The organism is Microcystis panniformis FACHB-1757, assembly GCF_001264245.1.
GTDB classification, from domain to species: Bacteria; Cyanobacteriota; Cyanobacteriia; order Cyanobacteriales; family Microcystaceae; genus Microcystis; species Microcystis panniformis.
Genome location: NZ_CP011339.1, coordinates 804,297 through 817,286, shown reverse-complemented (window position 1 = coordinate 817,286; position 12,990 = coordinate 804,297). Strand labels below are relative to the sequence as shown.

General features: G+C 48.5%; 23 protein-coding genes. 3 read left to right on the top strand and 20 right to left on the bottom strand.

Annotated features, from left to right (window positions below):
- Positions 1 to 5: 5 nt before the first annotated feature.
- The 19 genes from rpsE to VL20_RS03905 all read right to left on the bottom strand — a co-directional run bounded on the left by rpsE (position 6) and on the right by VL20_RS03905 (position 10,371).
- Positions 6 to 527 carry a 30S ribosomal protein S5 gene (gene rpsE / locus VL20_RS03995; RefSeq protein WP_052275669.1) on the bottom strand — a complete coding sequence of 174 codons (522 nt, stop codon included), beginning with the start codon at positions 525 to 527 and terminating at the stop codon, positions 6 to 8.
- A gap of 26 nt (positions 528 to 553) precedes the next feature.
- The gene (gene rplR / locus VL20_RS03990; protein ID WP_002746610.1) at positions 554 to 916 is read right to left on the bottom strand and encodes a 50S ribosomal protein L18; all 363 of its coding nucleotides are present in this window, start codon (positions 914 to 916) and stop codon (positions 554 to 556) included.
- A gap of 3 nt (positions 917 to 919) precedes the next feature.
- Positions 920 to 1,480: a 50S ribosomal protein L6 gene (gene rplF / locus VL20_RS03985; RefSeq protein WP_052275668.1), complete on the bottom strand. Its 561-nt coding sequence runs from the start codon at positions 1,478 to 1,480 to the stop codon at positions 920 to 922.
- 104 nt (positions 1,481 to 1,584) lie between these two features.
- A complete protein-coding gene (gene rpsH, locus VL20_RS03980; RefSeq protein ID WP_052275667.1) occupies positions 1,585 to 1,986 on the bottom strand; it encodes a 30S ribosomal protein S8 in 402 nt (133 codons plus the stop codon).
- Positions 1,987 to 2,208: 222 nt separating this feature from the next.
- The gene (rplE, locus tag VL20_RS03975; RefSeq protein ID WP_002734750.1) at positions 2,209 to 2,748 is read right to left on the bottom strand and encodes a 50S ribosomal protein L5; all 540 of its coding nucleotides are present in this window, start codon (positions 2,746 to 2,748) and stop codon (positions 2,209 to 2,211) included.
- 54 nt (positions 2,749 to 2,802) lie between these two features.
- Positions 2,803 to 3,156, bottom strand: a complete 354-nt coding sequence (gene rplX, locus VL20_RS03970; RefSeq protein ID WP_002777681.1) for a 50S ribosomal protein L24 — start codon at positions 3,154 to 3,156, stop codon at positions 2,803 to 2,805.
- A gap of 72 nt (positions 3,157 to 3,228) precedes the next feature.
- Positions 3,229 to 3,597, bottom strand: coding sequence for a 50S ribosomal protein L14 (gene rplN / locus VL20_RS03965; protein ID WP_002732358.1), 369 nt, complete (start codon positions 3,595 to 3,597; stop codon positions 3,229 to 3,231).
- Positions 3,598 to 3,617: 20 nt separating this feature from the next.
- A complete protein-coding gene (gene rpsQ, locus VL20_RS03960) occupies positions 3,618 to 3,860 on the bottom strand; it encodes a 30S ribosomal protein S17 (protein ID WP_002801923.1) in 243 nt (80 codons plus the stop codon).
- A gap of 6 nt (positions 3,861 to 3,866) precedes the next feature.
- Positions 3,867 to 4,085 carry a 50S ribosomal protein L29 gene (rpmC, locus tag VL20_RS03955; RefSeq protein WP_002746608.1) on the bottom strand — a complete coding sequence of 73 codons (219 nt, stop codon included), beginning with the start codon at positions 4,083 to 4,085 and terminating at the stop codon, positions 3,867 to 3,869.
- Entirely contained in the window at positions 4,085 to 4,504 is a 420-nt protein-coding gene (gene rplP, locus VL20_RS03950; protein WP_002734310.1) for a 50S ribosomal protein L16, read from the bottom strand. The genes rpmC and rplP overlap by 1 nt, the downstream gene beginning before the upstream one ends.
- A 30-nt stretch (positions 4,505 to 4,534) precedes the next feature.
- Entirely contained in the window at positions 4,535 to 5,263 is a 729-nt protein-coding gene (rpsC, locus tag VL20_RS03945; protein ID WP_052275666.1) for a 30S ribosomal protein S3, read from the bottom strand.
- A 23-nt stretch (positions 5,264 to 5,286) separates the two neighbouring features.
- Positions 5,287 to 5,646, bottom strand: coding sequence for a 50S ribosomal protein L22 (gene rplV / locus VL20_RS03940; protein WP_002746605.1), 360 nt, complete (start codon positions 5,644 to 5,646; stop codon positions 5,287 to 5,289).
- A 128-nt stretch (positions 5,647 to 5,774) separates the two neighbouring features.
- Complete coding sequence (gene rpsS / locus VL20_RS03935; RefSeq protein ID WP_002753908.1) at positions 5,775 to 6,056, bottom strand: 30S ribosomal protein S19; 282 nt, start codon at positions 6,054 to 6,056, stop codon at positions 5,775 to 5,777.
- A gap of 30 nt (positions 6,057 to 6,086) precedes the next feature.
- Positions 6,087 to 6,920 (bottom strand): 50S ribosomal protein L2, encoded by an 834-nt coding sequence (gene rplB / locus VL20_RS03930; RefSeq protein WP_002746601.1) that lies wholly within the window; start codon positions 6,918 to 6,920, stop codon positions 6,087 to 6,089.
- A 33-nt stretch (positions 6,921 to 6,953) separates the two neighbouring features.
- Positions 6,954 to 7,259 (bottom strand): 50S ribosomal protein L23, encoded by a 306-nt coding sequence (locus VL20_RS03925; protein ID WP_052275665.1) that lies wholly within the window; start codon positions 7,257 to 7,259, stop codon positions 6,954 to 6,956.
- Entirely contained in the window at positions 7,249 to 7,881 is a 633-nt protein-coding gene (gene rplD, locus VL20_RS03920; protein ID WP_002757580.1) for a 50S ribosomal protein L4, read from the bottom strand. The genes VL20_RS03925 and rplD overlap by 11 nt, the downstream gene beginning before the upstream one ends.
- A gap of 20 nt (positions 7,882 to 7,901) precedes the next feature.
- Positions 7,902 to 8,540: a 50S ribosomal protein L3 gene (gene rplC / locus VL20_RS03915; protein WP_052275664.1), complete on the bottom strand. Its 639-nt coding sequence runs from the start codon at positions 8,538 to 8,540 to the stop codon at positions 7,902 to 7,904.
- Between the two features lie 818 nt (positions 8,541 to 9,358).
- Entirely contained in the window at positions 9,359 to 9,697 is a 339-nt protein-coding gene (locus VL20_RS03910) for a P-II family nitrogen regulator (protein WP_002787863.1), read from the bottom strand.
- A gap of 188 nt (positions 9,698 to 9,885) precedes the next feature.
- Entirely contained in the window at positions 9,886 to 10,371 is a 486-nt protein-coding gene (locus tag VL20_RS03905; RefSeq protein WP_052275663.1) for a DUF4079 domain-containing protein, read from the bottom strand.
- Between the two features lie 198 nt (positions 10,372 to 10,569).
- Between VL20_RS03905 and VL20_RS03900 the strand changes: the two genes are divergently transcribed.
- Entirely contained in the window at positions 10,570 to 11,229 is a 660-nt protein-coding gene (locus tag VL20_RS03900; protein WP_052275662.1) for a phosphoribosyltransferase, read from the top strand.
- Positions 11,230 to 11,371: 142 nt separating this feature from the next.
- Here VL20_RS03900 and VL20_RS03895 read toward each other — a convergent pair whose 3' ends face one another.
- Positions 11,372 to 11,674, bottom strand: a complete 303-nt coding sequence (locus VL20_RS03895) for a YkvA family protein (protein WP_052275661.1) — start codon at positions 11,672 to 11,674, stop codon at positions 11,372 to 11,374.
- 245 nt (positions 11,675 to 11,919) lie between these two features.
- Here VL20_RS03895 and VL20_RS03890 point away from each other — a divergent pair, with 245 nt between their 5' ends.
- The gene (locus tag VL20_RS03890; protein ID WP_002787854.1) at positions 11,920 to 12,729 is read left to right on the top strand and encodes a prepilin peptidase; all 810 of its coding nucleotides are present in this window, start codon (positions 11,920 to 11,922) and stop codon (positions 12,727 to 12,729) included.
- 41 nt (positions 12,730 to 12,770) lie between these two features.
- Positions 12,771 to 12,980: a hypothetical protein gene (locus VL20_RS03885; protein ID WP_002746583.1), complete on the top strand. Its 210-nt coding sequence runs from the start codon at positions 12,771 to 12,773 to the stop codon at positions 12,978 to 12,980.
- The last annotated feature ends 10 nt before the right edge of the window (positions 12,981 to 12,990 follow it).

Genomic DNA, 12,990 nt, shown 5'->3' with positions numbered 1-12,990 from the left:
TTTCTCTATGTGTACAAATGTTCTATAGATACGCCTCGATCCTTAGCAACTTCGGAGAAAGTGCGGAGAGTTTCCAGGGCGTTGACGGCGGCTCTAGCGTTATTGAGGGGGTTATCGCTACCGAGTTGTTTAGCGAGGATATTTTTCACCCCAGCTAATTCTAAAACGGTACGGACAGCACCCCCAGCAATAACCCCAGTCCCCGGAGCAGCTGGACGCATAAGCACCTGAGCGCCACCGGAAGCACCCCGGGTGAGGTGAGTGATAGAACTAGCCTTAGTTAAGGAGACTTCAATTAGTTGTTTTTTGCCATCGGCCACGCCTTTACGGACGGCCCCGATAACATCCCCTGCTTTGCCAACTCCCACTCCCACCTGGCCGTTTTCATTACCGACCACGACGATGGCCCGGAAACTGAGTTTTTTACCACCCTTAACCACTTTACTAACCCGGCGGATCTGGATGACCCGCTCTTGCCAAGTGGTTTCTTTTTCTTTTTCGCGGTTGCCTTTGCGACGTTTTGCCATAGTTTTATCAGTGTTGAAAGGATATTTTAGAAGTTTAAGCCGGCTGACCGAGCGGCTTCTGCTAAGGCTTTGACGCGACCGTGATAGAGATTGCCACCGCGATCAAAAACCACTTGTTCAATGCCTCTTTCTAGGGCCCGTTGGGCCACCAGTTTACCCACGGCAGCCGAGGCTTCTTGGGTAGCGGTGGACTCTAATTCCCCGCGCAAGGTGGCCTCTAGGGTAGAAGCGGCCGCGAGGGTATGTTGGGCTACGTCGTCGATAATTTGGGCGTAGATGTGGTTATTAGAACGAAATACGGATAAACGCGGCCGTTCAGCAGTGCCATTAATTTTGCGACGCACACGCTGGTGACGACGACGGACTGATTCTTTGCGACTAAGTTTCATGGTTTATTTTTTACCTCCTTTACCGCCTTTACCGCCAGCTTTACCAACTTTGCGACGGACGACTTCACCAAGATAGCGAATCCCTTTTCCTTTATAAGGTTCGGGGGGACGAACTTCGCGGATTTTAGCGGCAATGTTACCGACCGCTTCTTTGTCGATGCCACTGACGATAACTTGGGTATTATTTTCTACGGCGACGGAAACACCATCGGGCATCTCCATTTCCACGGGTTTACTGTAACCGACGTTGAGAACTAATTTACTACCCTGCGCCTGGGCGCGGTAGCCTACCCCTTGGATATCGAGGCGTTTTTGAAAGCCGGTAGCGACTCCTTCCACCATGTTGGCTACTAGAGTTCTACAGAGTCCGTGGCGTTCTCTGGCGGTACGCGAATCGTCTTGACGGGTAACGAGCAGGGTTTCGCCATCTTTATTGATGGTGACGGCGGTGGGTAGGGTTCTCTGGAGAGTTCCTTTGGGTCCTTTCACCGTCACGGTAGCACCATCGATATCGACGGTGACTTTATTGGGAATAGGAATCGGGCGTTTGCCAATACGAGACATAACAGTTATCAGTTATCAGTTATCAGTTATCAGGGAAGAGTTATCAGTGGGTCAGCTATCGGGTTTAAACTGGGGAAGGCTGACGGCTGATAGCTTATCCTTGTTTACCAGATGTAGCAAAGGACTTCGCCGCCAACGTTTTGTTTACGGGCTTCGCGATCGGTCATAATGCCTCTAGAGGTGGAAACAATGGCGATGCCAATGCCACCGAGGACGCGCGGTAAGTCTTTACTGTTGGAATAAACTCGCAGTCCCGGTTTACTGACTCTGGTGAGGGTAGTAATGATCGGTTGACGGTTTTTGCCTTTATATTTGAGGGAAAGAACTAATTGAGATTTAATCCCCTCACCCACTTCCTCAAAGTCAGCAATAAAGCCTTCGTTCTTGAGAACTTGAGCAATACTGCGCGTCATCCGCGTGGTGGGAATTTGAGTAGTGGTCTGCCGAACCGCGCAAGCGTTACGGATGCGGGTCAGCATATCCGAGATGGTATCGTTAGCAGACATGAATTACCTGTTTTTCTCCTAAATTGGGATCAACATCAGTGGTCAGTTATCAGTTATCAGTGGTCAGTTATCAGTTATCAGATTTGAGTATTAAGTGAGTAGTATTAAATAGCAGTTTCCTGCTGTCTTTTGACTGAATCACTGTGTACTGTGTACTGTTCACTGTTTACTGTTCACTGATCACTTATTTACTGGTCACTGTTGACTTTTCTCTTGATTGATTTATCTAAAGGGCATTCCCATCTCTTTGAGGAGGGCGCGTCCTTCTTCGTCGTTTTTAGCGGTGGTGATGATTGAGATGTCCATCCCACGAATTTGATCGATTTTGTCGTATTCAATTTCAGGGAAGATCAACTGTTCACGAATGCCTAAACTGTAGTTACCACGACCATCAAAACTGTTACCACTGATACCGCGAAAGTCGCGAATACGTGGTAGGGCCAGATTAATTAGACGGTCTAAAAAAGCGTACATTCGATCGCCGCGCAATGTCACCATCACACCCACGGGCATTCCTTCGCGAATTTTGAAACCAGCGATCGCTTTTTTAGCTCTAGTCACTACCGGTTGTTGTCCGGTGATGGTGGACAGTTCCTCCTTGGAAGACTCCAAAGCTTTGGCGTTTTGTGAAGCTTCCCCAAGACCGCGGTTAACAGTAATTTTGATAACTTTAGGTACTTGGTGGATATTGGTATAACCAAATTGTTCTTTCAGTTTCGGAACAATGGTTTCTTGATAGGTGGTTTTTAGTTTTTGGCTCATAGTTTTTCTGCTTACTTTTCCTGGGCTTGGTCAGGAACTAGAATTGATGGGAAACTAATCAATAATTTCGCCAGTTTTCTTCAGTATCCGCACTTTCCGACCGTCTTCGGTAAAGGTATAACCCACCCGACTGGCGATTTTTTTCTTCTCGGAATAAAGCATCACTTTGGAACTGTGAATCGGTGCTTCGTAGGTAAGGATTTGACCCGATTCTCCTTCCTGTTGGGGTTTAGTATGTTTGGTGCGGATATTAACTCCCTTGACCACCACGGTACTTTCTTGGGGCAAAGCGCGTAAAATTTCGCCCACTTTGCCCTTATCGGAACCAGCGATTACTTGAACGACATCCCCTTTTTTAACGTGCATTTTTTGCCTTTGGGGTGGGGTTTGAATGTTTTTCTTACTCATTTTTTTTGACCTCAAAGTGTGAAAAGTTTTAGACTAGCCATCAGCCAATTGCCTTGGTACTTTTCACTTTGATCAGAGAACTTCTGGGGCTAAGGAAACAATTTTGGTGTAGTTTTTATCGCGCAATTCCCGAGCGACAGGACCAAAAACCCTAGTACCTTTGGGATTACCGTCATTATTAATAATCACGGCGGCGTTATCATCAAAACGAATGCTCATGCCGCTATCGCGACGGACGGTTTGACGGGTCCGCACAATCACCGCAGTGACCACATCGGATTTTTTCACGGGCATATTGGGGATAGCGTCCTTAACCACGGCGATAATTTTGTCACCGATGCCACCGTAGGTACAGTTACCTGTTCCCAGCACCCGCAGACACATCAGTTTCCGCGCCCCGCTATTGTCAGCGACATTTAAGTAGGTTTGTTGTTGAATCACGGTTTTTACCTAGGTGAAATTTAATTATCGGTTAATATTTCCGCCACTTGCCAACGTTTGGTTTTACTGAGGGGGCGGGTTTCACGAATACGAACTCGATCGCCTTGTTTGGCTTGATTTTCTTCGTCGTGAGCCTTAAATTTCTGGGTTTTCACGACGATTTTGCCGTATTTAGGGTGAGGAGAGCGGTTTTCAATGGCTACCACTACGGTTTTATCCATTTTGTCGCTGACCACTACCCCAACTCTTTCTTTAACTGCCATAACGGGTTATGCCTCCGGGGTGGACTGGGCTAGTTGGCGCTCCCGTTCTACGGTCAATAATTGGCCAAGACGGTGGCGGGTGTGTTTGAATTCGTGGGTTTTTTCCAAGCGGCGGGTGGCCTGTTGCAAACGCAATTCAAACAGTTTCTTTTTGGCATCGAGGATAGCATCAGCGATGTCGTCATCGCTCATCTTCCTCACTTCGGCGATTTTCGGCAGAGCCATTAGACAAAATCCTCCTCGCGAGTGATAAATTTGGTCTTAATCGGTAATTTTTGGGCGGCTAGGCGCATTGCTTCCCGGGCTACCGGTTCGGCTACCCCGGCAATTTCAAACATAATGAACCCCGGTTTAACCACGGCCACCCAGAATTCGGGGGAACCTTTCCCGGAACCCATCCGAGTTTCTGCGGCTCGTTGGGTGACGGGTTTATCGGGAAAAACGCGAATCCAGATTTTGCCACCCCGACGAATATAACGAGTCATTGCCCGTCTGGCGGCTTCGATTTGACGGGAAGTAATCCAACAGGGTTCGGTGGCTTGCAGGGCGAAATCGCCGAAATTAATCGTATTTCCGCCGGTGGCCAGCCCGCGCATCCGTCCGCGCTGTTGTTTGCGGAATTTTGTTCTTTTGGGACTTAACATGAGCTATTTACCACTGATAAATATTAGGGATCAGCCCTCACTAGAGCGATCTTCAAACTGTTGACGGCGACGCTGTTGACGGCGCGGTGCTTGAGCGGGAACGGCGGCGGCAATTTCTTCTTGACCGGGGATAATTTCGCCCTTAAAGATCCAAACTTTCACCCCTAGAATCCCGTAGATGGTGCTGGCGGTTTTATAGGAGTAATCGATATCGGCCCGCAGGGTATGCAGGGGAACTCGTCCTTCCCGCACCCATTCAGTCCGAGCGATTTCTGCCCCGTTCAGACGACCGCTAACTTGAATTTTGATCCCTTTGACTTCGGCCCTTTGCGCCCGTTGGATGGCTTGCCGAACCACACGACGGAAGGAAACCCGTCTTTCTAGTTGCTGGGCGATGTATTCGGCGATCAGGTTGGCATCGGCATCAACGCGAGCCACTTCGATGACGTTAATGCGAATTTGACGCTGGCTACCGAGGGTTTTTTGTAAACCTAGGCGCAGCTGTTCGATTCCCGTGCCACCACGACCGACGACGACCCCGGGGCGAGCGGTGTGGATGGAGATATCTACTTGATCGGCCTTGCGTTCGATGCGAATATCGGCGATACCGGCATTAGCGAGGTTTTTTTCGACGTATTCACGAATGCGGCGATCTTCTTGCACTAATTCGGGGTAACGTTTCGCGTCGGCATACCAGCAGGATTTGTGATCTTTGATAACGCCGAGACGAAAACCGAGGGGATGGATTTTTTGTCCCATTGTGGTTTTTTTAGTTAAGGTGATTAGTCTTTGTTGCTAGGAGCGACGGCGACGGTGATATGACAGGTGGGTTTGCGAATTTGGTAGGCGCGGCCTTGGGCCCGGGGTCGAAACCGTTTTAGGGTCGGTCCGCCATCGGCAAAGGCTTGGCTAACTACTAAAGTGGCGGGATCGAGTCCTTCGTTATTTTCGGCGTTGGCAACGGCGGAACGCAGGACTTTGAGAATCGGATCACAGGCCCGGTAGGGCATAAATTCGAGAATAATTAGGGCTTCCCGATAGGAGCGACCGCGAATCTGATCGAGTACCCGTCTGACTTTCAGGGGTGACATCCGAATATAGCGGGCGATCGCTTTGACTTCGTTAGAGGTATCGATGGTCATTTCAGTTATCAGTTATCAGTTATCAGTTATCAGTCATCAGTTATCAGTCTCGGTGATTTATGGTCACGACTCTTCGGCCTTGCTCAGAGGCCACTATCTAGCTGACGACTGAGGGAGTATCGGCTGATCTATTTCCGTCCTGCTTTTTTGTCGCTCTTGGCGTGGCCGCGGAAGGTGCGGGTGGGAGCGAATTCACCGAGTTTATGACCGACCATCTGCTCGGAAACGTAGACGGGAACGTGCTGTTTGCCGTTGTGAACGGCGATCGTGTGACCGACCATATCGGGAATGATGGTCGAGGCCCGGGACCAAGTTTTAATCACTTGTTTACTGCCCTGGGCGTTGAGTTTTTCGATTTTTTCCATCAGGTGGCCGGCGACAAATGGCCCCTTTTTCAGTGAACGACCCATAATTTTCAGTCAAAAGTAAAGTAATAATTTCTAACCCTGGTTACGACGGCGCACGATCAGATCGCTACTGCGTTTTTTCTTGTTGCGAGTTTTGCGACCGAGGGCGGGTTTACCCCAGGGAGTCATCGGGCCGGAACGTCCGATCGGAGCGCGACCCTCTCCACCTCCGTGCGGGTGATCCACTGGGTTCATGACGCTACCCCGAACATGGGGGCGTTGACCGCGGTGACGGGTACGACCGGCTTTACCGAGACTGATGTTTCTCGCTTCGGCGTTACCGACTTTTCCGATGGTGGCGTAGCATTCACGCCGGATCATGCGTACTTCTTTGGAGGGGAGGCGGATGGTAACGTAATCGCCTTCTTTGGCTACCACTTGGGCGAAACCACCAGCAGCCCGCACCATTTGACCACCGCGACCGGGGACGAGTTCGATGTTATGAACTTCTGTCCCTAGGGGGATGCGACTTAAGGGTAGGGCATTACCGACCTCGAAGGGAGCGTTTTCTCCGGCGATGACGGTATCACCAACACCTAAACCGGCGGGGGCGATGATGTAGCGTTTTTCCCCGTCTTTGTAGAAAAGCAGGGCAATGCGGGCGTTACGGTTAGGATCGTACTCGATCGCCGCTACTGTGGCGGGAATATCCCGTTTATCGCGACGAAAATCGATAATCCGGTAGAGGCGTTTATGGCCGCCGCCCCGGTGACGACTGGTAACGACACCGCGATTATTACGCCCTTGTTTGCTGTGTTTGCGATGAGTTAGGGACTTTTCCGGTTCGGTTTTGGTGATCTCTTTAAAGTCGGAGATGGCCGCCTGCCTTGTCCCGGGGGTTAAGGGTCTAAAAGAACGAATACCCATAGTTTAGTTTTCCGTTATCGGGTTTCTTGGTGGTTATACGTCGGGATAGAGGGCGATCGAGTCGCCTTGCGCTAGGGTCACGATCGCGCGTTTGTATTGGGGTTTGTAACCGAGGAAACGGCCGACGCGTTTTTTCTGACGAGAGGGGCGGCTGGTGTTCACTTTCGTTACTTTCACGTCAAACAGCAATTCGATCGCCGCTTGAATTTCCGGCTTAGTCGCTTTCAAGGCGACATCGAAGACGTATTTATTTTGTTCTAGGAGTAGGGTGGCTTTCTCGGTCACGATCGGCTTTAGGATCAGATCGGCGAGTTGTCTGGCTTCAGTTTTAAGCACCATAGACCTCCTCAATTTTAGCTAGGGCTGCGGCGGTGGCGATAACTCGATCGGCTAGGATGACATCATAGACGTTGAGACTATCGGCGCGAATAATTTTGAGATTGCAGATATTACGTCCCGATAAATAGACATTTTCGGGAATTTCCGTCAAAATCAGCAGAATTTTTTCCTCTGGACTGGCTCCCCAGCGACTTAAGGCAGCGGTGAGTTCTTTAGTTTTGGGTTGGGAGAACTGTTCGGCGAAGCTTTCAACAACGATAAAGTTATCGGACTGGCTGATCAAAGCGGTTCTCAGGGCTAATCTTTTCTCTTTGCGATTGACCTTAACCTCAAAATCTCTCGGTTTTGGTCCGAAGATGACACCGCCACCACGCCAGAGGGGAGAACGGATCGAACCAGCCCGGGCGCGACCGGTGCCTTTTTGCCGCCAGGGTTTGCGACCACCGCCGCGCACTTCCGAGCGGGTTTTGGTGGAGGCATTACCTTGGCGGGCCGCCGCTAGATGGCTGACGACGACGCGGTGAATTAGATGTTTGGCGGTTTCGGGTTTAGCGGTTTTCAGTTCCAGGGTGCCTGTTCCCGCTTCTTCCCCTTGCCAATTTTTGACTGTGTAGTTAACCATGGCTTTAATCTTTCCTTGCCCTATTTACCAAATTTCTTGGCGGGGGTGATGTTTAACAGGGTTCCTGGTTTACCCGGGACGGCTCCTTTGATCAGGATCAGGTTGCGTTCGCTATCGATTTTGACCACGGACAGTTTGCGGATGGTCACTTGGGTTGATCCGTATTGTCCGGCCATTCTCTTACCCGGGAAAACGCGGCCGGGGGTAGTACCGGCACCAGTGGAACCGGGGAGACGGTGGTTTTTGGAACCGTGGGTCATGTTACCGCGTTTGAAGTTATGGCGTTTTTGATAGCCGGAGAAACCCCGTCCGATGGTGGTTCCAGCCACATCGACTAAATCGCCTTCTTGGAAGATAGCGGCGGTAATTTCTTGTCCTAAAGTGTAAGCGGATGCGTCCTCGATGCGGTATTCGATTAAATGCCGCAGGGGGGAGACACCGGCTTTGGCTAAATGACCGAGCAGCGGTTTGTTGAGGGCTTTTTCTTTGACGGTTTTGTACCCCACTTGGATGGATTCATAACCGTCGGTTTTTTTAGTTTTGACTTGGGTGACGGGACACGGACCGGCTTGAACGACGGTGACGGGAATGGCGACTCCCGTTTTGTTGTCGAAGATTTGGGTCATGCCCAGTTTTGTACCGAGGATACCGATAGACACGGATTGTTCTCTTTATCTTTACTAGACGACAATCAAAAATAACGTGGCCGTGGCTATAGGAGCGGGAAAAATCTTTCCCGCTTTATCAGCCTGCCCAACTTGAATGACTTTTTTCGAGTTATTTAAGCTGGCATCCCGTTAGATTCGTAAGTAGGACTAGACAGGGTTGCTGGTTCTGCCTAGATTGTTGCTGGTCTTTGTTTCTTGGGGACTTAAAGGGTTTATCTTCAGTATCCCGGCGAAGACCGAGCGACCAAGGCGGTTCTGCTCGGCAGTGCCTTTAGCACCACCTAACACCGATTTTGGCCACGATCAAACATTATATAATATTTATGACTTTTTAGGCAAGAGGTTTTTTTAGTCACCGGAAATGATCATATCTAGTCTGGCTGAAGGAAGGGGTGACAATGAGGTTAAAGTCTAGGCTGGGTGCAGGGTCTAGGCTGTGGGGTTCTGGGAAAATCTTCTCGCTGTCACCCTTCAAATTGATTAACTTAATTCTCTCGTCTTCATTTCGGGGAAAGTCTCAAGGTTTTTCCCTACCCCCCACACCCTGTTTCACTTTCAATCTGCTTGTCACCCCTTCAAGTTTCTGGTACTTTTTTAGCCCAAAAATTCGCAAAACTCTTTTCTAGCAAGGCTTAAACTGATATTCAGCAGATTGCAATTATAGTATTTATCTTAATGGTGAGGTACAAAGTTTTTGTTTGGGGGAATCGGTCGTTGGTGGTCGATATCAAATTAGGTTACACTGCTTGATGGGAATTGCCTTCAATGGGGGGGATGACAGCATTGTACTATCATCCCTTGTTTGGAGGTTAAATCGCTTCGAGATCTTTTTCGCCGGTACGGATGCGGACGATCTGTTCCACGGGGGAGATGAAGATTTTACCGTCTCCGATTTCACCGGTACGGGCTGCCGAAATCAGCTTATCGACGACCATATCGACTTGCTTATCTTCGACGACGATCTCGATCTTGAGTTTTTGGAGAAATTCGACGGTGTACTCGGAACCGCGATAACGTTCCGATTGACCTTTCTGACGACCGAAACCTCTAACTTCGGAGACGGTCATCCCGACAATGCCCGCATTAACTAGGGCGATTTTCACCTCTTCCAGTTTAAAGGGTCGGATAATCGCTTCTACTTTCTTCAAAATATCTATCTCCTCGTTGCGTGACGATACTTTACTTTCTTGGTAAATTAACTGTTAATTCTAAACGCAGAATCCCGACAATAGCGCTTAAAGTCATGATTTCTTCAATTATTTTCCTTGGCCACAGTCTTCCACCGTGAAAAACTTCCAGGTGGGAAATAGCCCACCCGAAGCCATAAATAAACCAACTAGAGAGATAATCCCAACTGAAGACCGAAAACACCGTGAACTAGCAGTAAAATCAGGGCAATGCTGCCGATATAGGCGTGAATAGTCCGTAAAAGTTCTTTTTTCCCGCCAGCAAAGCCAGTGAGGGATAATAATCCATTGAAAGCTAATAAACCGATCGCGATCGATCCTGTCCAGAAATGGCTGCTTTCGAGGATGGGATGTTTCTGCATGACTAGGGATAAAACACCACCGGTGTAACCGAGAGCGATAAATAAAAACAGCCAAGGGGCGAGTTTGCGGTGATCAGCCCGATTTTTGGCTACTACTTCCCCATCTTGGCTTAAACGGCTTTGCCAACCGGCATAGGCAGTATAACTACCCATAACTAAAACCACAATCCCCATCATGACTGGATGTCCCCAATGAACGATCGGTTCGGGAGTTCCGAGACTGCGAAAGGCAGCGGCGATCGGCTCTAGCGCATCACTTAAACTTTGATTCATGTTTGTTACCTAACTTTACAAAACCCTTTTGCCTAAGATTTTAGCCGATCTCCGGACTGGAAAAACTGCGGTTAGCCGAAAAAATGTCAAGCCTTCGCTAAATTTCTTAACATTTCAGCTAGAGATGAGCGGAGAAATATAGAATAGAGTCAGGGGAGACTAGGGATCTCCACGGGGATTAGCCCCTAGGAGGGAGTTATGACTTATCTGCTCAAAGATCGGCGGTCGGCTGGGAGACTATTAGCTAGTTACTTGACAGAATATACCAATAGTGCTGGGGTGCTAGTTTTGGCTTTGCCCCGGGGTGGGGTTCCGATCGCCTTTGAAATTGCCCAAAGGTTACACTTGCCTTTAGATCTGTGTTTGGTGCGAAAATTAGGTGTACCGGAGCGCAAAGAGTTAGCTTTTGGGGCGATCGGTCAAAATGGGGTGCGGGTAATCAATGAAAGTATCGTTGACGACTTGCACCTATCGGAGGCGATGATGGAACGGGTAGCAAAGGAAGAAATGCTCGAATTAGAGCGACGCGATCGCTTGTATCGAGGTGAACGCCCCTTTCCAGTCTTGGCGGGAAAAACGATTATTCTAGTAGATGATGGGATCGCTACGGGAGCAACGATTAAAGCGGCGATTCTGACCCTTAAAGCTGGGAATCCCGCTGCTATTATTATTGCTGTTCCTGTTGCCCCACCGGAAGTCTGTGATCAATTAGAAAAATTAGTCGATCGAGTAATTTGCCTACATAAACCCTACGAATTGAGATCAATTTCTCTTTGGTACGAAGATTTTTCCCAAACCAGCGATGAGGAGGTGCAAACACTTTTAGCCAGCGTCGATAGTTCTTTGATTCCAGTTTAGGGAATTATGAATTATGAATTATGAATTATGAATTAGGAAGTGGGGAGTGGGAAGTGGGGAGACCACTTCGTGTGCGTTGCGGGGGGAGAGTAAATAACAGCAATCTCCTGAATTCAGAAGTCAAAATTGAGACTTCAGAGTTCTAACTTTTGACTTCTACGGCATCGGTATCAACGGTATTGGTTGGGGAAGAAACTTCGGTTTGATTCTTGACTCCTCCTGGACGGCGAGTGCGATAATCAAGAACTAATCGCGATAATTCCGTGGTTAAAAGGGTGAGGACGATCCCATCATCGATCCAACCAATAATCGGGAAAACGTCAGGAGAAATATCGAGGGGACTAAAAAGATAAACCATAGTTCCCAGAATGATAATCCAACGATATTTAGGGTGACTGATTTTGCCGCTGTACCAGTTGTAAAAAGATTCAACAATCGGTTTCATTAATTTGTCCTCGCTGACTGGGATAATTTAATTGTGTCAGGTTCCACTTGGGGGTGATAGTGGGGTTTTGCCCCCCATTATGTAGGGTTATCCCCGCTAATTATCCACTAAAAATGCCCCGAAGAAAATTCACCTTTAGGGATGAGCCTGAAGTATTATTACTGGATGCTTAAGAGGGGAGATAGTGGCATCTTTTCCCCTATAATAGGCGATGACAAACTAATCAATTATCTGCCAGTTTAAGGATGGAAACCCTCTTTCATCTAGTTACTTTTGCCTTTGTCTTCGCTTTTGGTGCCTCGGTGGGCAGTTTTTTAAACGTGGTCATCTATAGATTACCTCAGGGGATATCTCTAGTTTATCCTCCTTCCCACTGTCCGAAATGTCACCATAGGTTGGGGAAAAGCGAGAATATACCCGTTTTAGGCTGGTTATGGCTAGGGGGTCGCTGTCGCTGGTGTAGAACCCCGATTTCTGTCCGTTATCCAGCGATCGAAACTTTTACCGGTTTATTATTTTGTCTGGTTTTAGGAGATTTTAGCTTTTCTTGGCAGACCCTCGGCTATTGGATTCTCCTCAGTTGGTTATTAGCTTTAGCTTTGATTGATTTTGACACGATGACGCTTCCTAACTCCCTCACCCAATCGGGATTAGTTTTAGGGATAGTTTTTCAGACTCTCTTGGGTTGGCAAAATAATCAAACTGTTATCTATCTCTTTTCAGCGATCGCTAGTGCGGTTTTAGGAGTCTGGTTATTCGATCTGATCCGGTGGGGGGGAAGTTTTGCCCTCAGACAACAGGCCATGGGGGGAGGGGACGCGAAATTAGCGGCCATGATCGGTGCTTGGTTAGGATGGCAAGCATTATTAGTCACCGCTTTTTTGGCCTGCGCTATCGGGGCGGCCATCGGGATGACGGGCATTTTTCTCGGTAAAATGGGGAAAAAACAAGCTATACCCTTCGGTCCATTTCTTGCCCTCGGCGCTCTGATGAGTGTATTTTGGAGTGATAAGATCATCTCAGCCTATCAAACCATTTTTTTCCCTTTCTTGTAAAAAAGTTATCCTGTAATTAAATCTTGATACAATAGTCTTCCGTGTCTTGGATCACCATTAGAACAACCCCCAGTAGTTGGGAAGCCGATTGGCTACAGGAAATGCTCAAAGCTCACGACATCCCCAGTCGCGTTATCGCTATTGGCCCTGGTATTTATTGCGGCCAGGGGCATCAGGCCGCCCTACAAGTCCGTCCCCAAGATCGCTGGACAGCGCTTTTGTTATTAAGTCCTCTAGAAGAAAGTCGATAAATTATCTTTA